This window comes from Nocardia altamirensis NBRC 108246 (assembly GCF_001612685.1).
GTDB classification, from domain to species: Bacteria; Actinomycetota; Actinomycetes; order Mycobacteriales; family Mycobacteriaceae; genus Nocardia; species Nocardia altamirensis.
In genome coordinates, this window is the sequence record NZ_BDAY01000017.1 from 30,747 (window position 1) to 54,163 (window position 23,417).

The following is a 23,417-nucleotide window of genomic DNA, read 5'->3' on the forward strand; positions in this document are numbered from 1 at the left end:
TCATCGACTCGGTGTTGGTTCCGGGGCCAGTCCGAGCAGGTGCACCCCGGCCGGGGAATGCGCGGCGATCACCACACTGCCCGCTGCGGTCACCGACGACACGGACGCCCGCTGGCGGAAGCAGTATGTCAACGGCCAATTCTCCGGCGCCGGTTCAGAATTCACGACTCGGCCGTCCGCATCGAGGTACACCAGCGTGCCGACCGTGCCACTGACTGGTTGATGCAGGACATAGCCGGTGTCGGTGCGCCCGATCAGTCGGGCGCGGCGATCGTCGAGCGGGGCGATCGTCACGGTGTCGAGCCGTATGGCCCGGCCGTCGTTGCCCATCGACTGGATCGTCACACCGTGCGCCTCCGACACCGTGACGCCGTCGATGTCGACGAGCCAGTCCAGCTCCCCCGAGGCGGACATCCTGCCGAGCGGCCTGCCGAAACCGCCGTACACGCGCCCGGCCCGGTCGACGCCGATCACGGCGGACAGCACCTCCTGTGCGCCCCGATCCGCAACGACGGTGCCGGAGCGCCCGGTGTCCGGATTCGTTGTCACCCAATCGAGAGCACGGCGTTCGGGGTCGTAGCGCGCGTAGCCGAATGTCCCGTCCGGGCACCACACGGCCGCCATGCCCTGCCAGCGGTCGACCAGTTCCGCGGTCCCCTCGTCGACTCGCCACAGCGAACCGACATTGCTCAAGAAGACGCGACCGCCCGCATCGGCCAGCAGCCTCGACCGCTCGGATACCTCCGCCAGGTGACTATCCGCGCCGCCACGGATGACCCAGGTCTCGGTGCCCGCCGAGTCGACCCCGCGCACCACGTACCGCTCGGCATCGAGGTACTCCAGCGTGATCGCGAACCCGTCCGGAGCCAGGACCGCGTCGAGCACCACATGCGGGGAATCCACATCGGCGCGAAGACGTGCGTGCCCCAACCGCGTCAACCGTGCGCCGAAAACGGTGGGTGACAACAGCTGGAGCGATCCATCCGCAAGCGCGCGGAGTTCGGTCGGTGCCCGGACCGTCGTTGGCGGCCACTGGTGGTCCGGGGAGGTATCCGGAACGGCGAGGGCGAACGCCTCGCCTGCCTCATCCCAAGAGAGGAAGTCGAGCACCTGCCCGGTGACGGTGCCGATCACCATGGGCCAGGCCCGAATTCGACAATGATCCGGCCGTCTTCGTCCCGGTAGTTCTGGACCGCGAGCGGCGGGTTCATCATGTAATCGTAAAGTTCCTTGATACTCGACAACTTGACAACATCTTGCCTGGCCCAGGTGCGTCTGCCGTCCGGCTCGGTGAGGTACGGGGCGAACTCGCCCGGCGGTGGCCAGAAGGTGCACACCTCGGGTGAGCCGTCCGGCGCCGATCGTCCGGTTGCCATCCCGACGTGCGTGGTCCCGCCCCAGAAGACGAGGTCGCCGCGCTGCGGCTGTGGCGAGTTCGGATCGCCGACGACGAAACTCTGCCGCCCGTTCGGCGTCAACATGTCGGCCAAGTCGGTGTACCACTGCGCGGTGGGAACTCCCTTGTCAGTGACCTCGTATTGGTACATCACGTGCAGCTGTTCATGCGTCAAGACTCCCGAGTCGACCCCGGCGTGCAGCAGTATCTCCCAGCAGTTCATGACCGTGTCCGGCCGGATCGGCGGCAACGGTCCCTCCGTCGGATTTTGTACCCAGTCCTGGAAGGCGCGAACCGGTTCGGAAAAAGTACCCCAGGTAGCGCGCGTACCGAGCAACTCTTCCACCCGTGCGACAACTCGTTCGGACGGCGTCGGCATCGGCGCGGCCTGCTCCGGCGGAGCGCCGACATCAGCATGGTGTTCTGCACCAGGGGCGCCCTCGTCAACAGCGCGCCCGTGGCTGGATTCCTCCTGCACCTGGCGCATGAGGCGTTCGTAGATCAAGCGCTGCGCCGGAGAGACGCGGTCCGGCCGCAGCTCTACGGCGGTGCCCGCTTCGGCATACATCTCGGGGATGTTGAGCTGACCGTCCTTGTCGAAGCTGTACTTGGTGAGACCGGCTTCGGTCTGCAGCCAATGCTCGAAGGCAGCGGTGTCGGCGTTCGGCTCGAACAGCTCGTGCAACTTCTTCAGCTCGGTCAAGACACCGACCCGCTCGAAGAAGACGGCGTGCGGATCGCCCGTGAAACCGGCGACATCGTGCACGGCGTGGAAGAACTCGTGCACGATCGTGGTGCGCATCGGCTGATCGGGCAGGCCTGCCAGGAAATCCCGGCTGATCGAGCCCTCGTAGGCCTGACGATGCATCTCCGGATTGATCGCGTAGCGCTCGTTCAGAATGATGATCGATATCATCGCCCCGGACTCCGGGTCGACGAGCCGCTCGGTCACCGCCGCCGCGTTCTCTTCGATCGGCTGGATCCCGATCATGGTGAGCCGGGTATCGGGGTACTTCTCGAGCATGTCCCGGATCGCGGCCTCGAATTCGCGCACCCCGGCCAGCGGAACGCCGGGGAGGTCGAACCCGAAGGTGTAGACGGCCCGATCCTGCAGCCCGGTGCCGAGCGTGAGCCGCTCCGCGACGTGCGCGGCCTCCGTCCCGATCGGTGCAGGCAGATTGTCCAAGCCTCGGCGATTCCACCGGCCGGCCTGCTCGACCAGCACCTCGTGCAGCACGCGCTCGCCCGGTGTGACGCCGGCGCGGTGACCTTCGACCGCGGCGAAGGACTCGCGCAGCGCGCGCCGTGCCGCGAAGGTGTCCGCCTGGTCGAAGCTCTCCGGCCTGAACTGGGTCGTCAACCAACGGTCGAACGCCGACTTGTCCATCGGCCCTACGTTTTCCACGTAGTACTCGCGCAACGCAGGCAGTGCGTAGGCCTCGGCCCGCCAGCGCCCGGCATGCACCATCGCGTTGCCGAGCTCACGCAATGCCGCGTGGTAGACCCGCCCGGCGGGTGGTGCGCTGTCACCGGCGAAGCGCTCGCTCATGACGATCGACTTGGTGTAGACCGGCCCGCCCGCCTCGACGCCGTCCAGTCCGATCACCGTCTGCATGTCTCGCTTGGTGTCGACGACGAACAGGCTTCGCAGGTCGATGTCCGGGTGCGCAGTGAGCTGATCGTGCACTGCCTGGGCGAATTCACGCACCCTGGCGAGATTCACGCCTTCGCCATCGAACCCGACGACCCTGACTCCGTGGTTCTCATGAAGCGCGGCGGCCAGTTCCTCGCCGGTTCGGTATTGCCCTGCATCCCAAGTGGATTCGGCCCTTCGGGCGGGGTCGGCACCGGAATCGGCCATCCGCTCCTCTGGCACTCCGGCGCGCGAGCGCGGCTCAGGATCTTCGGGCTGCACATGACGCCTGCGGTCGGCCTCCTCCTGCACATCACGCATCAGCCGGTCGTACAGGACGCGCTCGGCGTCGGTCACCCGGCCGCCGTGCACCACGGCCGCGCCCGCCTCGGGGATCGCCTCGCGCGGGTTCGGCATCCCGTCCGCGTGCAGGCCGTAGCCGGACAGCTCGGACCGCAGCCACTCCTTGAAGCCGACCTCGAAGTCGGGGTGCAGTTCCGCGTGCTTTTCCATCAATTCGAGCAGCACGCTCCGGTTGTACTCGTGGACGGCGGACCTGTTGGCCGGGTAGTCCGTTGCGTGGTGCAGCACGTGGAAGGCCTCGTGCACGATGGTGCTGCGCACCGGGTCGTCGGCCGAACCGCGCACGAAGTTCGTGTCGATCGCCGCGGCGAGTATCTGCCGGTGCAGCTCAGGGTTGATCGCGTAGCGCTCGTGCAGGGTGATGGTGACCGGGTCGTGCGGCCCACCCCGTCCCGAGGTGTCGCCGAGCCGCTCGTCCATCAGCGGCGTGATGGCGAGCCGGTCCGGGTCGATCTCGGGATACCGTTCCCGCATCTCGCGCACGGTGGCCACGAAATCGCGCACCACCTCGACGGGCACGCCGGGGGTGTCGAACCCGAAGCCCGTCATGCCGAGCTCAGCGAGCTCGTCTTGCAGTGCACGCCGTTCCGCCAGGTGCGCACCCTCCGCGCCGATCGGTTGCGGTGCGGCGTCGAGGCCGCGGTGGTGCCAGCGGTCCGCCTGCTCGAGCAGAACCTCGTGCAGCACTTGATGTCCCACAGTGGCGGTGGCCCGCGTGCCTTCGACAGCGGCGAAGGAGTCGCGCAGTGCCCCGTTGACGTCGAGCGCGCCGGACGCACTGATCCGGTCCGGACCGAACTCGGCGGTCAGCCACTCGGTGAAAGTTGTCTTGCTGTGCGGCGCAACGTTTTCCGCGAAGTGAGCACGCAAGGCGGGCAACGCATGAGCCTCGGCCCGCCACCGGCTCGCGTGAATCATCGCCTCGCCGAGCTCATTCAGCACGCGGTGATACACCTGCCCCTCGGGCAGCACCGCGTCCCGGCCCAGCTCCGAACTGAGCACGATCGACTCGGTGAAGATCGGCGCGCCGTGCTCGGCGCCGTCCACGCCGATCAGCGTCTGCACGTCCTTGTCCACCTCGAGGATGTGGGCGGCGCGCAGATCTATCTGCGGGTGCGCGGTGAGGACGTCGTGCACCGCCTGCGCGAATTCCCGCGCCGGACCGATCGGCTGGTCGGCCACGTCGAACCCGAGCAGTTCCAGCCCGTGGTTCTCGCGCAATGCGTCGCCGACCTCGGCCGCCGTCGCGAATCGTGCTGCATCCCAGTCCGATCCGGCACGCTCGCCCTGCGCCCCTGCCGGGAAGTCCTGCGCGCCTGCCGGTTGCTCGGGTTCACCACGATCGCCACCGAGGGACACCTGCCGTTTCACCGACTGCACCTGCCCCGAGTCCGGCGAGCCGGTAGTGCCGCCGTCCTCGACGGCTTCGCGGGCCAGCCGGACGAGCCGATCGTGCAGCACCCGCTGCGGTTCGGTGGCCCGATCGCCGAGGAGGTGCACCGCAGCCCCGGCTTCGGCGTATGCCTCGCCCAGCTCGAGCACCCGACGCACCGGCTGCGGACGCACCTCGCCCGGCTGGAGCTCCCGAAGCGGCTCGAAGCTGTAGCCGCTGAGCCCGTCGTGCAGCCACTGGTAGAAGCGATCGCTGTCGATGGTCGACTTGCCCGCGCCGTACGCCTCGATCAATTCCCGCATGGCTCCGGCGTTTATCGCCCGCACGCCCTCCGGCGTCAGGTCGGTCGCCTTCGCGAAGATGTTGTGCACCGTGTGGTACATCTCGTGCACCGCGACGCTGTACATCGGTCGATCGGGCAGGCCGACCAGGTAGCGATCCGCGATCTCCGCGGTGACGTGGTTGCGGAAGAGTTCCGGGTTGACCGCGTACCGCTCGTTCAGTGTGACCGAGATCGTGAAGGGCTTGCCGTTGTCGAAGCCCGTGCTGGTTTCCGCCAGGGTGCCCTCGGACAGTGGGCCGATTCTGATGGCCTCGATATCGATGTCGGGATGCTCGCGCCACACGTCCCGAACAGCGGCGGCGAACTCCCGCACCATCTCGCGATCGACACCGGGGATGTCGAAACCGTAATGGTCGATGCCGAATTCGTCGCGCAGTGCGTCACCGATCGCCGTCCGCTCAGCGATCGCTGCCTGATCCTCGATGACCGGCAGGTCCGGATCGTGCGGCGGCCTGTCGTACCAGATCTCGGCCTGCTCGACGAGCATCCGATGCAGTACCTGCTGCGCCGGTGTCGCCGAGAACGGATCGTCGACGACCGCCTTGAACGCCTGCACCAGCGCATCCGGCGGTTCGAAAGCGCCACGTGGATCGCGGCAGTCCGGGAACTCCCTGTCCAACCAGCGTTCGAACGCGGTCTCGTTCGCTCGCCGATGGACGGCCTCGAAATGCTCGCGCAACGCGCCCATTGCCTCGACCTCGGCCCGCCAGCGGCCACCGATGACCATCGCATCGCCGTACCCGACCACCACCGCGTCGTTGACGGCGCCGTCCGGCAGGCTCGGGTCGGTGAGCAACCGCTCGTTCAGGACGAGCCATTTGGCGTACACCGTCCCCGGCTGCAGATCCTCCGAGTAGCCGGGCACCGCCCCCGCGGCCTCGTCCCAGCTCAGCTTCTCGAGCTTGACACCGTGCAGATCCAGTTTCGGGTACTCCGACTGCATCAAGAGCACCGCCTGCCCGAGCTCGACGACGCGCTCACCGATCACACCAGGAACGTCGAACCCACCGATGTCGAAGCCCGCGTTCTCCAGCATCGTCTGAACGGCCCGCGCTTCCGCGGAGCCATCAGGCACCGCGCGATCCGCACCGGCAGCAGGCGCTTCCTCCGCCGCTCGATTCGCCACGCCGTCGTGGTCAGGTCCACGGATCTCGGACCGCTGCGTCAGGCCGTCGCCGCGACCGTGTCTGGTGTCGAAACCCGATCGGGTGAGCTGGTTCAGGTGCGCGGCAACCGCACGCTGAGCCGCCGTCGCCCGCTCCGGTGCGAGGTGCACGGCCGTCGCCGCATCGGCGTACGCCTCAGGCAGATAGAGATCGCCGTTGGTATCGAAGCTGTACTCGTTGAGCTCGGACAGTAGCCACTCGTTGAACCGGGCCTTGTCGATCGGTCCTCGGTGTGACTCGCCGTAAGTGTTCAGCAATGCCCGGGTGAGGGCGTCGGTTGCCACTCGTATGCCCGCGGGGGACTCTCGGTATCCGGTGCTGGCGTGTACCGCGTGCATCATCTCGTGCACCGCGACGCTGTAGGCGGGCCGATCGGGTTGTGCGGCGGCAAAACCCGACTCCACCTTTTCCGCCAGATGCTGGCGCAGCAGTTCGGGATTGGTCATGAACCGCTCGTTCAGCACGATCTCGTGCACGTACTGCGAGACGCCACGGCGGAACTCGGGCACCGACTGCGCGAAGGTGTGCTCCTCCCCGAGCACGGCGACCCGAATGGTGCGGACCTCCGCGTCGGGATACCGCGCATGCACCTCGCGCACGGCCGCCGCCACCTGCCTGGCGCTGTCCAGATCGACGCCGGGCAGCTCGAAACCGCGGACGTCGATGCCGAATTCGTCGCGCAGGCCGTTCGCGATCTCGATCCGTTCCAGGACGTGCTCTGCGCCGATGTCCTGCCCGACGACGTACGGATCGCCGTCTGCCCACTTCTCGGCTTGTTCGAGCAGCACATCACGGAGGACCTGCTTGCCGGGGGTGAGCCGCGCCGGGTCGGTCTCGGCGGTGACGAACGATTCGACGAGCGCGGTGCGCGGATCGAGCTCACCTGCCTTGGTGAACGACGCGGCGTCGAATTGTGCACGCAGCCATTGCCGGTAGCCCGGCTCGTGGAATCCGGCGTTGGTGTCCGCATAGTGCTGACGCAGTTCGGGCAACGCGAGACCCTCGGCGCGCCACCGGCCGGTGAGCACCAGCGCATCGCCGAAGGCGCGAGTGGCTTCCTCGCGCATCCGCCCTGGCGGCAGCGCGGCGTCGAGAGCGAGGCGCCTGCTGACGATCAGTTCGTCGGCGAATACCGCACCACCGACGAGATCGCGGTAGCTGTACACCGCTTCGGCGTCCTTGCCGCCGGACATGAGGGTCACCTCACGCAACGCCACCTCGGGATGCGCCGACATCAACTCGTGCACTGTCGTGGCGAACTCGCGCGCCGCCTCGGGCCTGGTGCCATCGAAACCGCGCGTCTCGACCCCGTGCATCCGGGTGAGTTCCTTGGCGACTTCCTTGCTACTGCCGAACTCGCTTGCATCCCAACGCTGTTCGTCGCGTGGCGGACCATTGCCAGGCGGGTCGCCGTGGCCGGGTCGCGCACCGATCCTGGTCTCCGGGCGATCCGTGCCAGGCACTGCGGCGGATTCCCTGCCGTGCAGCGGATGTTCGGCCTGCCCGTCGGGGCGGAACACGATGCCGTACACCCCGGCCACATCCGCGGGGCGCACACCCCACGGATACGCGTACTCGTATACCACGTCACCGATCCGCTCGTGCACCATCACGTCGACACCCGTGCGGAACATGACTATCGCGTGCGCGCCGACTTCGCCGGTCACACCGCGGAATTCGATCGCACCGAGCACGGTGTCACCGGTGTCCTTGACATGGGTCGCCATCGCGTCCAACGACTCGAAGCCATCAGGATGCCAGTCGGCGCTCGCCGCGTTCACGAGCTCCGTCCCGTCCACCCCGCGCGCCTTGAGCTCCGCGGTCTCGGCCATCGGCCGGATGTTGTCGTTGCCGGTGATCTCCCGTGTGAACGACAATGCCTCCGGCACACAGTTTTTCGGCCCGTCTCCGGTGACATGCGCCCGCGCGAATATCCCGTCCGGTCGCTCGAACGCCGTCGCGCCGCCGTCACCCTCCCTGGCCGACGGCTCGGCACCGTGCGACCACGCCTTCGACAGCGGGCCCGACTCCGGCGGTGACACGGGCTTCGCCTCCGGCGGGATCGGCGTCGCACCGGTTCCGGTATGCGTACCGTCGGTGCGGGGTGCGGGTGTTTCCTCCCCGGCAGGTTTGGTTGCACTGCCACCGGCTTCGGGGCGCGGCGGCGCAGGTGCGAACGCCGGCGCCTTCCGCTGCGGTGATCCAGGTCCGGAACGCTCGGCCTGAGGATGTTCGACCGCCATGAACTGGCCGATGCTGCGCAATGCCGTCCGCTCGATGCCACGCACCGCGGTGTCCGTGATGCGCAGCGCCGCAGCGGTTTCCTCGACAGACTTACCAAGCCAGTGGCGCAACAGAATCAGCCGACCGCGGTCCTTGGGCTGCACCGCGAGTGCCCGCTGCACATCGGCTGGAGTCGCCTCGGCCATCGCCCGCCCGAGCGGGCTCTTCTCCGGCACACCCGCGACGGCGAGCACGCCGTCGCGAAGCGAATCCAGGAACCGCTGGACGCGTGGGTCCCCGACCGCGGACCGCTCGATCCGAGCGGGTTCGACGGGCGCGGCCTCGGCCGATTCCTTCAGCGGTGGACGCCCTGCGGCTTCCCATTCGGCTTTGGCACGCTCGGCAGCCATATTCTGCTCGCGCGCACGCAGATCGGCGTCCCGCTCGAGTCCGGCACGCAACGCGGCTTCCCGCTCCGCGGCCTTTCGAACAGCGGCTTCCTTGTCGAGCCGAGCGCGTTCGGCGACTTCCTGCTTGGCGCCGTCCCGCTCGGTGGCCTGCTGTTCGGTCAGCTCTCGCTCGACAGGCTCAGGCCTGGCACCTGCCACCGCTTCCCGATCGACGCGAGGCCGCCCGGCGATGTCGGGCTCAGGTCGGGCGCCGTTGCCCCGACCATGTTCGGCCACAACGCCATCGGCAACCGTGTGCAGCCATTCGTTGAACTTGTTTTCGCCGATCGAGTGCAGGTTCTCGGCGGCGCGATCGAAGGTCTTGGCGGTGAGCTCGTCGACGACCGCGCGATCGGGCACCGCGGTGGCGATCCGCTCGCGGATCGCGTTCTCGTGCAGTGCGCGCAGCAAACCGGTCGCGCGCGGGTCGCCGGCCTGCGCGGCGCGGACGGTTTCCGGGAAGGCCACGTCGGCGATCTTCTTCAAGCCGTTGCGATACAGTTCGCCCACCGCATGGGCGGACCGGGCCTTCCCCTCGGCCCTGCTCATCTCGGCCGCCGCCTCGGGGATCGAATACCGCTCCAGCGCAATCAGTTCCACGGCCCGACGCTGTCCTTGGCCGAGCTGGTCGATGGCACTGCGGAGGCGGGGCTCGTTCTGCCCCACCGCGATATCGAGCAGTTCGCGTCGCTGCGACGTGGTGAACGAGCTGGTGTCGGTGCTTAGCCGACCGCCGGGTTCGGCCACTCCGGGGAGCAGCTCGGCCAGTCGGCGGGCAGTGCGGTAGCCGAGGCTTTCGACCGTCTGCGCGGTGCGGTTGGTCTGTTGCGCAATCTCTTCGGGTGACTTCCCGTCCAGGTAGCGCATCGTGGCATAGTCGCGGAACGCACCGTCCAGCCTGCCGATCGCGCGTTCCAGTGCGGGCCGGTCGTTACGCAGCGCGGCCTCGACGACCCGGTCCGGCACGACACCGGCGATATGGCCGCCCGGCTCGCCCGCGACCGCGAGTAGGTCGGTCAGATGGTGCACCGTCCTGCCGCGCAGCAACCACACGGCCCGCTCGTCCTTGCCGGTATGTGCCACGATGTCGGCGGTCGACAGGTTCTCCTCGAAATGCCAGGTGAAGAACTTGCGCTCCTCGGCGGTGAGCCGGGGCAGCGCGGCGTTCAACCTGGGATCCTCGGCGCGATAAGCATTTTCGAGTTCGGCGATCAGTGTGTTCGGATTCGATCGCCCGGTGAACTCGCGCGTCCCGGTCAGCAAGTCGACCACGTGCTGGAACGCCGCTATACGCTGACCGCGCAGATGCGCCTGCGAGCGCCCGTTCTCCTCGGCGTACTGCGCGATGGTCTTGTCCTCGAACAGCAGCGCCTCGGCCAGTTCCCGCTGCCTGCGTGGCAATTCGTGAATCGCATCGAACACCTTGGGATCCGTCCCGGACATCGCGGTGCGAATCAGCTGCTCATTGGCCGACATTCGGGGACTCGACGGCGGCACGGCAGAGTCGTGCGGCAGCTCACCGAGCCGAGTCGACGACCGGTCGCTGCCGGACTGGAGCGTACGGTCTGTCTCGCCTGCCGAGCGCCGGGCCAGCGGCAGCGGGTCGCCCTCCCCCGGCCGCTGCTCAGGATCGTCCCGGAACCGTTCGCCCGCTTCGCTTCTCGGTTCGCCGTCGAGCCGGGTCAGCGATCGCAGGTGGTCGTAGAGGACCCGCTGCGCCGGGGTCAGCCGCTCTTCGCCACCGACGATCGCAGCCGTGCCCGCGTCGGCGTAGGCCTCGGTCAACCGGAGATGGTCACCATCGCGGTAGAAGCTGTTGTCGGGCAACTCCTGACGCAGCCACAGCTGGAACTCGCCGGTGTCGTGCAGGCCGGGGAATTTCTCGAAGAACTTCTGGGCCAGCAGATCCAGCACCTCGTTACGCGCCGCCTGCTGCCCCTCGGCTGATCTGTCGAACCCGGTGCTGACGTGCAGTCCGTGCATCAGCTCGTGCACCAGGGTGCTGTACGCGGGACGTTCCCAGTCGCCGACGATGAGCCGCGACTTCACATCCTCGGCCATGTGCTGCTCGAACAGCTCCGGCTGGATCAGGTACCGCTCGTTCAGCACGATCTCCCGAACCCGTAGCGATCGTCCGTGCGCGTCGAATACCGGCCGGGTGTCGGCGAAGCGCCCCTCCGCCAGCGGAGCGATCCGGATCTGCCGCACATCGATATTGGGATGCCGTTCGAGCACGTCCCGGATCGCCGATTCCAGCTGCCGCGCGGTCTGCGCGTCGACGGCCGGGATATCGAGGCCGACCAGCTCGATCCCGTACCGCTCCTGGATCGCGGTCACGATCTCGCGCTTGTCCTGCGCCCACTCCCGGTTCTCGCCGACCTCGATGACGTAAGGGTCACCGCCACGCCACTTCTCGGCCTGCTCGACCAGCACATCGTGCAGAATCCGCTGCCCCACCGAGGTGACCGTGTCACTCTTGACCGCAACGAACGCTTCCTGGAGCGCCAGCGGCGACACCATGCGGCCTCGGTCGTCGTAGCAGCGTGGGTCGAACTGCTCGCGCACCCAGGCCAGGAAATCCCTCGGCACGCCGCCGTTGTCTTGGAAATGCCGGTACAGCGCCACCTCGGCGGCCACCTCGGCGCGCCAGCGGCCCGCCTGCGCGAGGGCAGCGGCGTATTCGCGAACGACGGCGTTGTAGACCGTGCCAGGCGGCAGGTTCGGGTCACTGGCCAGTCGCTCGCTCAGTGAGATCTTCTCGGTCCACACGGGACTGGTCCGTGACTTCGCCGGGTTGTCGTTGAACCCGAGCACCGCCTTGGCATCGGTGTCGAGCTTGGTGATATCGACTTGGCGCAGCGGCACATACGGGTGCTCACGCGTCAGATCATGGATCGCCTGGGTGAGCTCGCGGACGTTCTCGAGATGCCCCCTCTCGAAGAAGAACCCGTCGATGTTGTGCTGGTAGTACAGCTCATCGACCAGCTCGAACGTGGTGTCGTGATCCCATGCACTCCAGGGCATTTCGTCGCGGAAGCCACCGTCGCCCGGTTCCTCGCCGGATCTCGCAGAGCCACGCAAGTCGCCCTCATCCGGCGAGAAGGGGAACAACGACCGCTGCACCGCACGCTCGGCGTCGGCGTGCCGCACCGCCAGATCGCGCAGCACCCGCTCGCCCGCGGTGAGGTTCTCCCCCTTGTGCACTCCCGCGGCGAACGCCTCGGGCACCGCCTCCTTGGGATTGAAAACACCCTTCTTGTCGAAGCAGTACTCGGTGAACTGGGTGTGCAGCCAGGCCTGGTACTCCGCCTCGGTGGTCTTGCCCCGATTCGCCAAGAAGTGTTGGCGCAGTGCGGCTTCGGCCTCATGGGTGGCGGTCAGTCGGCCGGTATTCACTAGCGCGTGCCCGAATTCGTGCACCAGCACGCCGTATACCGGCCTGCCCGGCGGACCGACCATGTGCCCTGCGGCCACGTCCGCTTGCCACATGCGGGCCAGCTCGCGCGGTTTGGTGGCCAGCTCGATGTTGAAGACGATCTCGGCGGTCCGCACCCTGCCGCCGTGAATGACCGCTACCGTCTCGGCGTACACACCCTCGTCGAGCCGTCCGAGCCTGATCCGATCCGGCTTGTAATCCGTGCGTAGCGCCAGCATTTCATCGATCGTCCTGGCGAATTCCACTGCGGTCGAAACCTCGACCCGAGAATCGAAGCCGACCATCTCGATGCGGTGCTTCGCGGACACCGCATCGGCGACCTCCTGCGCGGTGCGGTAATCCGCAGGATCCCAGGCGGTTTCGTGCTCGCTACGGACCGGCTCGGCGGCAGGCGCCTCGCGCTCGCGCACGGTGGGCTCCGTCGTGGCAGGACGGTCCTCGAACAACCTGTCGAAGTAGGCGGCGATCTCGGCGTCGCGTTCCTGCGGCATGCTGGCGGGACCAGCGTCGAATTCCGTCTGCTCCCTGGCCATCCGATGGTGGTCGTACCGCTGGAAGTCCTCGGCCGGGATCAGCCCCTCGTCGAAGAGTCGCTGCAGCGCACGGTCATTGGACTCCGCACTCGGCCAATAGTGGCCGCTGCCGTCGTCCATCGCGATCAGCTTGCCCGCCACCGCTTCCAGCGAGCCGGCGGCCGCTACCCGGTCGCCGGCGAGGAACGACGAATGGTGCAGGCGCCGACCTGTGGACTCGGTCTCCGCGTAGACATTCCCGCTGTCGTCCATCACGAACATAACCCGGCTCGAATGGCCCTCCGCGCCGGGGAATTCGGACGAGTCGAAGAGCTTGCCATCTCGAGCGCGGTAGAGCCTGCCATCGGGACCGACTACCAGCCGATGCGCTTCCCGCTCCGCCTCGCTCATGTAGAGCACCCGCTCCAGGAACGGCTTGCTCGGATCGGCCTCGCCCCGATAGTCGTCGCGCAGGCCGTGGTTCGCGGGCACGTCGTGTCCGGAGCGAGCGGGCGGGATCAGCTCGGGCGGGAGATCCCGCGGCACCGCGCGCCAATATCCGTCGAAGTCGGACCAATAGGTGACCTCGGCGCCACGCCATGGCCCGGATTCCACCGTCGCGTGCCAGAGGTCTGGCGCGTCGATCGTGGTGAGCCGCACCTGATCCTGCGCATCGACACGGGCCGAAACGTAGTCGATCCGCGCGCCCGGCTGCACCAGTACGGCACGGAGCTCGGGAACCCGATCCACCGCCTCGCTGAGGGCCGAGTCGTGCCCGATGCCCTCCCACTCGATGACGATCACCCGTGGCCGTTCGCCCTCGACCAGTCCGATCCGCGAGTTGACCGCCCGGCCACCCGCCTGCGCGATGTGTTCGCGTGCCGCGGTCGTGAGATCGCCTTCGAAGGCGAAGTTCGAGCTCTCCCACGACAAATCCATCGGCCGCTTGCCGGGCTGGCGCACTTCGTCCGGCGCGGGATGACCACCGACGCGGGAGCCGGACTCGGCGCGGTCCCGACTATGCGGCTGGGATTCGGCCGCCGGCTCCGGCTTCGCCGCCACCTCCACCGGAGGCTCGTGCGCGCCGGCCCGCGTCATCACCGCGTCGTCGGCGGGCCTGCCCGAGTTCTCATCCATTTCGAAGTAGACCGATTTGGCTTCGGTGACGTCATCGGCCGACGTGGGACGCGCCTCGCCGTCGTCGATGTGATGCCAGCCGGACCGATGCGCCCGTTCGCGCAGCAACGCCAGGCCCCGCTTGCCGTCGCCCTCGACCGGCAGTTGCCGGCTGCGGTCGGTCACTTCGACGCTGAGCAGTCGCGACCCGACCGGCCCGGTCACCTCGGCGACCAGCGATCCGTCGCCGCCGGTGTGCTCGCGCACATTGGTGACGAGCTCCGAAGCCAGCAGTGCCGCATCGTCGACCTGCACCCGCGCCTGGTCCTCCCAGCCGTGCATCAACGCGCGCACCTGCTCCGCTGCGCGCGCGGCCGCCTGCGGATCCCCCTGCCGCACCGGCAGTTCCAGATGTATCCCCCGAGCCCGGCCTGCCCCGCTCACCTCGACCGTGGTGTGCAGACCGTCGCCGCCGAGCACCGTGACCCGCACCCGCCCGCTGCTGGTCTGATCGGCAATCACCCGGCCGCCCGCCTCGGAACGCAGTGCGTTCCCGACGATCTCCGACACCGCGGGCGCCGTCCGGCCGACCCCGGCCCCCGCCAACATGTCCCGCACGTGTCCGGTCGCCACCGCGATATCGGCAGGCGCACCGGTGGCAACAGTCACGTCGATCCGGCCATCGACAACGGGGCTCCGGGTCACCCCCTCCGCGTCGCGAGGTGACGCCGCGGGATCCTGTCGCGACTCCGCACGACCCGACACAGTCTCGCCCTCGCGCGCGGGCTCGGCACGGCCACCGACTTCCCTGGTGCTGGGCTCGCCGCCGAGAACGTAGGTGAGCTGCAGCGAGTTTCGTTCCATGAGTCGCACGCCGAGCTCGGTATTGTCGCCGCGCAGCGAGAGGACCTTGTACGGCGTCGGGTAGGCCGAATACGGTTCGTTGAATTCCTTGCGCAACTCGTCGAGCCGCTGCCGGTCGGCGGGCGTCGTCGCAGGATCCTTGTGGACCGTGTCCATCCGCTCGAACAGGTTTTTGAGCGAGGTCCGTAGCCGATCCGGTGCCGGGTGCCAATCGAAGTCCATGCGCGGCCACATCAACGCGCCGTCTTCCAGACCGGTCAGCAGCTCGACTCGGTGCACGCCGGAACGCTCGAGGTAGCCGACCAGCGGGGTGAGCAGCTCGCGCAGGAATCCTTGCCCGCGAGCGCCTTCTATGAGTTGGATCCGGTCGAGGAACATCAACATGCGACCGTGCGGATCACGCCCCAACCCGAAGTTGACGTCGCCGACTCGGCCGTACTCGTCGCGCACGGCGCAGTACATGCGCAGCGCGTTCGGCGACTCGCCGGAATTGAAGTAGTACTCGGCGCGCTCGACCTCGAGGTGGAACGGATCGAACTTCTTGCCCATCCACCCCTTGAGCTGCTCCGTCAAGCGAGCGTTGTGCCCCACCGGGTCGGCCTCGATATTCGGCACATCGAGCAGCTCGCGCAGCGTCGGCATCGACGAAAGGTCCACCGGCGACTCCCTGCGGCCGATGGCCGCCAGGTCGTTCGGCGCGGTACCCGACGGACGCCGATATTCGGGTTCCGGCGGAATCGTTTCTCGCGCAGGAGGTTCCGTGACCCGCGGCACGGGTTCGGCGGTCGCCTCCTGCATGGCGGCCCGATCTTCCGGCGACAGCATCGCGAGTATGTCGTCGGTCAGGAAATCTGCAGGGTCGGGTTCCGGGCGCTCCTCGCGCCTGGTGCCGGTCGCCGGTGGTTTCTCCTCGATCGTGAACCAGACCGTCTTGCGGAACTCGCCGGACTCGTGCACGACGACACCGGACTCGTCGGCGAGCTGATTCCGGAACGTGGTGCCGCGCCCCGACTCTGCCTCCACGCCTGCGGCACGTTCCCTCGGCACCTGCGGACTGTGGTCGGAGATCTCGACCCGCAACGTCCGGTTCGGCGCCTGGCCGGTCACGGTCGCTTCGAACAACCCGTCGGTGCGGGCGTGCCGTGGCACGTTCCCGACCAATTCCGAGGTCAGCAAGACCGCGTCGTCGACCTGGCCCTCGTTGGCCCAGTCGCGCATCAGATCCCGCACCGCTTGCCGCGATTCGGCCCCCGCCCTCGACTCGCCCTCGATGATCGGCACGGTCGCGGAGCGTCCCTCGTCCGCGGCGCTGCCTCGACCAGCAGGCTCCGAATGCCCTTCCCGCACTCCGTCTTCCGCTGCCCGCTCGCCCTGCTGCCCCGCGGTCGCGTTCTCGCGACGCTCGCGCAGGTCGGCGACGACCGTCTCACCGAAGTCGTGCAGCGGCACGGTGCGATCGTTGCGCCCGGTCAGTTCCAGTCCGCGCATACCGGTGCGGAAGTCCTGATCCCAGAACGGATAGACGGTGAGTTCGGCGGTCTCCTCGCCGAACCGCACCTGGACGACAGAGCCTTCCAGGTTGACCTGCAACCCATGTAGTCGCCCGTGATTGATGCGGCCCGCGTGGCGCAGCCCCTGGTCGATATGGTCCGCCGCGACCTCGGGACGCAGGCCGTGCGGATTGAGGTCGGCGAGTGCCTTGGCCAACTGCGGGATCCGGCGCGAGCCGATCGCGATCGCCACCTCGTCCGCGACGTGCACGGGCACATGTCGAATCGGCTCGATCGCGGCACGCAGCCACGCGGGCGGCTTGTTCGCCTCGGTCAGCTCGAACACCTGCTCGCCGACGGTCCCGCGCAATGTCCGATCACCCGGAGTGCCGGTCTCCTCCAGGGTGACCCTGACCTCGCCAGCAGGCCGCTCCAACGCCGTGGCCACCCGATCGGCCACCTCGAGCCCCGCGGTCTCCACCTTGTCGGCAGGCCAGGTGTCCAGCCGTTCCCGCACCCAGTCCCAGGCCCGGCCACCTGCGCCGAGCCGGTCACCCTCCGTGCGCGGACCCGATTCGCCTGCGGGAACGACCAACTCCGAACGGCGCACCGGGCGCTCGACCTGGTCGGGGGCCCGCGGCGGGTTGGCCGGATCCGAATGCTGTTGGCGCGGAGCGTCGTCCGACGAGCCGATGCGCAGCTGATCGTCCGGCGGGCGAATGTTGCGGTCGCCGACGCCCTCGACGACCTGGCCGTCCTTCCAGACGACGGCCCAGGTCTGGGCGGTCTCGTCGCGCGTGCCGCCGGACAGTTCGGCCAGCGACAGCTCACGACCGTCGTTGGTGCGGAACAACTCCCGGCCCTGCGGATCGCGACCGAGGTAGGTCACCTCCCTGGTGTCGACGAGGAACCGATGGCCGCCCTCGGCGTTCTTGCCCAGGTACTGCAGGGAGTAGCTGTGTGCCCCGATACCGTCGCCATCCACGGTGATGCGGCGATCGAGCACCCAGGCGGTCGGGCCGCGACCGTGTGGCTCGACGCCGACCTGGATCAGCCCCTCCGCCAGACGCGCGTGACCAGACGCGCTCGGGTCGGAAACGAATCCCTCGACTCGCGCACCCCCCAGGTGCGGCTGGGTCTCCGCCCAGGTCAGGCCCGCCAGATTGTCCAGCCGAACCTGCGGCACCGACACCACATTGCCCTGCTGGTCGACCACGCGGCCGAGCGACTCCGGCACGCAGTTGTTCGGTATCAGATAGGCGTCGATCTCGGCGATGGCCTCGGCGGTGCGCAGCACCTCGGCGCGCAGCTCGGCGACGGCCTGGGCCAGCTCGGCTGGCTTGCTCAAACCCATCTCGGGCAGCTTGCCCGCGGTGAAGTCGGTGTAGACCTTGGCGATCTGCTCCGGCGTCATCGTGGACAGGTCGACCCCGGACAGTCGCAGCCAATCGCGCAGCGGTGCAGGCACTTCCGGCAAGGAGGGGGCGCGGCTGAGTAGATCGGCGCGGAACCGTTCGACATCGCCGAGCACCTTCGCCAGGTGCTCGGGGGCATCGGCCCGATGCACCGGCATATCGCCGTGCACGATGCGCGGATCCCAGGTCGCCAGCTCGGGCTTGGCCCGCAGCGCCGCGACCATCGCGTCGATCTTGGCGGCGGTCTTCGGGCTGGCCTCCTTCAGCGCCGCGATCTGCTGACGCAGGCCATCCAGCGTGGCATCGGGGTTGGTGCGCAACGCATCCGGATCGAGCTTCAGCTTGTGCATCAGGTCTTGCAGGTCGTGGAAGCGCTCGATCTCCATGCGCGTGTGCACCTGATCGGCCATCGCCTCGAGCTGCAGTGCCCGCATGCCGTTCTCCGCACGGAGCCGAGACAGCGTCTCCGCCAACCGATGTGACGCCAAGTCGGTCCGTTCGAGGCCGAGCCTGGTCACCGCGTCGTACAGCCGGGCGAGGTCACGCTGCGTCGAGGCCATACCCGCGCTCGCGGTCGGCGATTCCACCGGATCGTGCACGACCCGCCATGGACCATCGCCCTCGCGAACCATCGTCGCGTTCAGGTGCCGACCGTTCACGTCGCCCGAGAAGTGCCGCACCTCAGGCAATTCCAGGGTGCGCACGTGGACCTGGCCGGTCCGGTCGGCCGCGACCATGTGGTACTCGACCCGCACGTCGCCACGGGTGATCGCCGCGGCGAGCTGGGCATTGGCCGGATCGGCGAGCACGTCGGCGAGCAGCCGATCGTGTTTGGTCCCGTTGTCGACGATCAGCAGTCGTTCCGGCGTTCCGGCCACTCGACCGACCTGCGCCGCCGTGTTGGGATCGACGGGGACGCCGCCCTCCGACCGAATCCACTGCGCGCCTGCCTTACGCGCCATCGAATCGGCCAGCGTGCGGAATTGCTCGTCGATCGGACGGTATTCGTTCGCCCGCTGCTCGAACGCGTCGACCGCCGTAGAGAAGGCACGTTCCTCCGCGTGCAGGTTCGCCAGCGTCCTTTCCATGGTCTCCGGACGCAGCTCGGCCCGGTCGACGCCGAAAACCCCGGCCCAGTCGGCGAATTGCTGCCGGATCTGGTCGCGGCGCAACTGGGTCTCGAAGGCCTGGACCACCTTGGGATCCGGATTGAACTTCAGATCCCACCAGCGGCGGGTCCCCGCGGAATTGTTGTTGACCCTGCGCTCGGTGTCGAGCCGCTCGTAGTCACGGCCCTCCTGACGCGCGACCTCCTTGGCGAAGCGCTCCATCGGGTTCGGGTTGGTCCCGCTGTGCTCGTTGAGATACCCGAGATGCGCGTCTTCCTGGTGGTACAGCATGGCCGCCTCGCGCAGCGCCTCGACCGAGCCGACGTGGCGCAGCGCGCGGTAGCGAGCCTCGGCGAGCGCCTGCTGCACCGTTTCGGGGTTGAGATCGGTCAGCTCCACACCGACCATGCGGGCCGCGTCGTACAGCGCGTCGCCCGCCTGCTCGCGGCGCACGCCGGTGTCCAAGAGCTGCTGCCCGTCCCTGGCCAGGTCGGCCCGCACCCCGGCGTCCGGCTCGTGGGTCCGTGCCCCCGCACCTGGGGCGACATCGCGCTCGGTGCCCGTGCGCTCGCCCATCGGCGCGCCGACCTCGGGAGCCCGCTGCTCGCCGGGCGGGTCGAAGCGACCGTCCAGACCGAGCCGCTTCATCTCCGCGTCGAACTTGCTCAGCTGTGCCGGATCGACATCACGCCAGTACAGGTACTCCTGACCGGACGGATCCCGCACGGGCGGCAGGTTGTAGGAATTCTTGCCCGCCCGGCCCATGATCATGTCGAAGAACTTCTCGAAGTTGCTCGGCTTGAACTTCAGCACCTGCAAGGTGAAGAACGCCGGATCCCAGGTCGTGTCGACCAACGGCAGATGCAGCCCGGCCTCGGCACCGTGGCCGAGCTGACCGTAGAGCTCGGCGTTCTGCCCCGAACCGAGCGGATGCTGCGGAATCTGTTCGTGGCCACGGCCTCTCACCCGATCCCACACCTGGCCGAGCTTGGATCTGGTCGCGGGTGGCTCGCCTGGCTCAGGCACCCGTGGCGCGTCCAACCGCGTGACGGGTTCGATGCGCCAGCCGCCATGGCCGTCGGGCATCAGTCGGACCGGAACCAGCTCGTCGCCGACCCGCAGGTCGACGCGCACGCCATGATCGCCAGGCTTCGCTGTCGCGCCCGGTTGTGCCTCGGCAACCTGCGCGACATCGGCGAGTTCTGCGATCGCCCTTGCCCGATCGAGGGTTTCGGCCCGCAGTCGCCCGATGGTGTCGTCGATCCGGCTCGGATGCAGGTGATCCTGCGGCACGTCGAGCAGTCGGGCCCAGGTATCGCGCATATCGGTGATCTGCTGCGTCAGTTCGAGATCCGAGGCGTGCGGCAGGCGACGTACCGCGGTCTGCAGCGCCTCGACCGCGCCTGCCCGCAGCACCGTCCGGTGCCGCTGGTCGGCGATGGTTTCGGCCAGGCGGTCCGCGGCCAATTCCTCGGGCCGAACCCCGAGGCGGCGCGCGAGTTCATCGCGGGCCGAGGCCATCGACTCGGGTCGAGGTTCGGGGTGTGCCGCGCCGGAACCCCGTGCGCCGGGGTTGGTTCCGATGCGCTCGCCGTCGGCCGCGGTCAACCGCTCGCCGGGGTACCGTTCGCCGGTCGCCAACGGCCGATAGTCGGCCGGGAAGCGCATCCGGTTCGGCTCGCCCGTCGCGGGTGTCTCCAGGAAGCCACGCGCCAAGGCCATTCGCGCGACATCCGACAACTCGTGCAGCGGCGCGCGGGTGACCCGCAGCGCATCACCGAGACCGAGCGCGGCGGAAAGGTCGCGCACATAACCGCGCTCGGTGTCGCGCATCGGGATCGGCGGACTGCTGTCGGAATGCGACGCGATCTCCTCGAAGTGCTTGACCACCTCGCGCAGCGGATCGCCGACCGGTCCCGCGGCCGAATTCTGGCCGACCCGCAGGTTCGCGTCCGGCAGCGGCGCATGCGGATCCCCGCCCTCGACGTGCACGTTCTGGCCTTCGTGCCACACCGTCGCCCAGGTCTGCACCGTCTCCTGCCGTGAACCGCCCGCCAGTTCGGCGAGCGAGCGCACCGTGCCATCGGCGGTCAGGAACGATTCCCGCCCTTGCGCATCGACGCCGCGATAGAGCACCTCGCGGCCCTCGACCAGGAAGCGATGCACGCCGCCCGCGTTCGGGCCGAGATAGTGCACGGTGTAGGAATGCCCGCCGACGCCGTGCGCGTCGACGGTGGCCCGCCGATCGAGCACCCAGGCCGTCGCGCCGCGGCCGTTCTCGTTCAGTCCGCGCTCGATCAGCCCCTCGGCCAACCGGCCGTGCCCGGAAGACGCTGCGTCGGAAACGAATCCCTCGACGCGCGCGCCGTTGAGATGCGGCTGGGTCTCGGCCCAGGTCCGCCCGGACAGGTGGCCTGGACGGACCTCGGGCACCGTCACCACCTGGCTGCCCTGCAGGTCGTTCACCCGATGCAGCGACTCGGGCACACAGTTGTTGAAGGTGACCAGATCGACGAGATCGCGGATCGCGACGGCGTCGTCGCGTACCTCGGTTCGTAGCTCGCCGAGCACCTCGGCCAGCTGCTCGCGCGTCTGCACACCGAGCTCGTGCAGCTTGCCCGCCTGCACGTCACCGTAGAGCTTGGCCAACTCCTCCGGCGTCTTGCCGGACAGCTCGACCCCGGCCAGCCGGAGCCAATCACTTTCGGGCACTGCGACTTCCGCCGGATCGGTGGCACGGTCGCGCATATCGGCACGGAACCGCTCACGATCACCGATCACCGCCTCGATATGGCCTGGCGCGTCCGCGCGGTATACCGCCATATCGCCATCGGTGTTGCGCGGATCCCAGTCGGCGAACCCCGGCCGCTCGCGCAGATCCTTGACCAGGCCCTCGATCTTGGCAGCCGACTTCGGCTCCGCCGCCTTCAATTCCTCGATCTTCGGGCGCAATTCGTCGAGCGTCCTGACCGGGTCGGTCCGCAGCGCGGCAGGGTCGGCCTTCAGCTTGTGCAGCAGGTCCTGCAGTTCCTGGAACCGCACGATGTCCTGCCTGGTGCTGATCTGGTCGGCGATCGCCTCGATCCGCAAGGCGCGCAAGCCGTTCTCGGCCCGCAGCTGGGACAGTGTCCGCTCCAGCCTGCCCGGCGCCAGGTCGGCCGGGGTGAGCCCCAAACGATCGACCACCTCGGCCAATCGTGCCGCGCTGCGCGGCGGCGCCACCGCGGCAGGCGCTATCGGCTCCGCCGGATCGTGCACCACCCGCCAGGTGCCGTCGCCGTTGCCGACCGCGGTGACGTCGAGCGAACGACCCGCCACCGAGCCCGAGAAGTGCCGCACGTCCGGCTTTTCCAGCTCGAAGGTGTGCACCCGGCCCTCGCGGTCGGCCCACACGTTGTGGTACTCGACCTGGACATCGCCGCGGGTAACCCGTTCGGCGAGGCCGGCATTGGCCGGATCGGCGAGCGCGTCGGCGAGCAGTCGATCGTGTTTCGTGCCGTTGTCGACGATCAGCAGCCGTTCCGGCGGGCCACCCACCCTGGCGACGGTGTTCGGACTGTTTCGATCCAGCGGCTCACCGCCTTGCGCGCGAATCCATTCCGCGCCGGCGGTGCGCGCCATCCCGTTCGCCAGGCCCTCGAAATGCTCTGCGGCACCCCGATATTGGCGCGCCTGCGCCTCGAATTCGTTGATCGCGTTGGTAAACGCGCGCTCCTCGGCGTGCAGGCCGAGCACGGTCCGGTCCAGGTTCGACGGATGCATATCGGCTCGCCCCAGGCCGAAGATCTGCGCCCAGTCCGACATCTCCAGCCGAACCTGATCGCGGCGCACCACGTTCTCGAACATCCGGACAAGGTTGGGGTCCCTGTTGAAGTTCAGGTCCCACCAGCGCCGCGTGCCCGCGGAGTTGTTGTTGACACGCCGCTCGGTGTCGAGCCGCTCGTAGTCCCTGCCCTGCTGCTGGGCGATCTCCTTGGCGAAGCGCTCCATCGGGCTCGGGTTGGTGTTGCTGCGCTCCTCGATGTAGGAGACGTGCGTGTTCTCCTGATGGAATCGCAGCGCCGACTCCCGCATCGCCTCGACCATGCCCACGTGGCGCAGTGCACGGTAGCGGGCCTCGGCCAGCGCCTGCTGCACCGTCTCGGGGTTGAGGTTGGTCAGCTCGACGCCGATTTCGCGGGCCGCCTGATAGAGCGCCTCGCCCTCTTGCTGCCGTTGCCGTCCCGCGTCCCAGAGCTGCTGGCCGTCCCGCGCCAGCTCGGCGCGCACGCCGGGTTCCGGCTGATGCGGCTGCGCGCCCTCGACCGGCGCCGTCACGTCACGCTCGGCGCCGAGCCGCTCGCCCGGCGCCTGCGTCGAGCTGACCACCGGGCGCTTCTCCGCAGGCGGGTCGAACCGGGTGTCCAGGCCGAGTCGCTTCATCTCGGCGTCGAACTTGCGCCGCTCTTCCGGATCGAAATCGCGCCAGTACGCGTACTCCCGTCCGGTGCGATCCAATGCGGGCGGCGG

2 protein-coding genes (1 of these 2 only partly in view) are annotated in these 23,417 nt (G+C 68.4%); both read right to left on the bottom strand.

Translation table 11 applies throughout. From position 1 onward, the window contains the following. A complete protein-coding gene (locus tag NA11_RS11860; protein WP_069161900.1) occupies positions 1–1,137 on the bottom strand; it encodes a hypothetical protein in 1,137 nt (378 codons plus the stop codon). After that, positions 1,131–23,417, bottom strand: the 3' portion of a protein-coding gene (locus NA11_RS11865; protein ID WP_069161901.1) for an IQM protein middle domain-containing protein. It continues 7,848 nt past the right edge of the window; the window shows 22,287 of its 30,135 coding nt (coding positions 7,849–30,135); its start codon lies beyond the right edge, outside the window; it ends in the stop codon at positions 1,131–1,133. The genes NA11_RS11860 and NA11_RS11865 overlap by 7 nt, the downstream gene beginning before the upstream one ends.

Bases quoted from the DNA above. Each gene is read 5' to 3' on its own strand.
- NA11_RS11860 (WP_069161900.1), bottom strand. From the start codon at position 1,137: ATGGTGATCGGCACCGTCACCGGGCAGGTGCTCGACTTCCTCTCTTGG.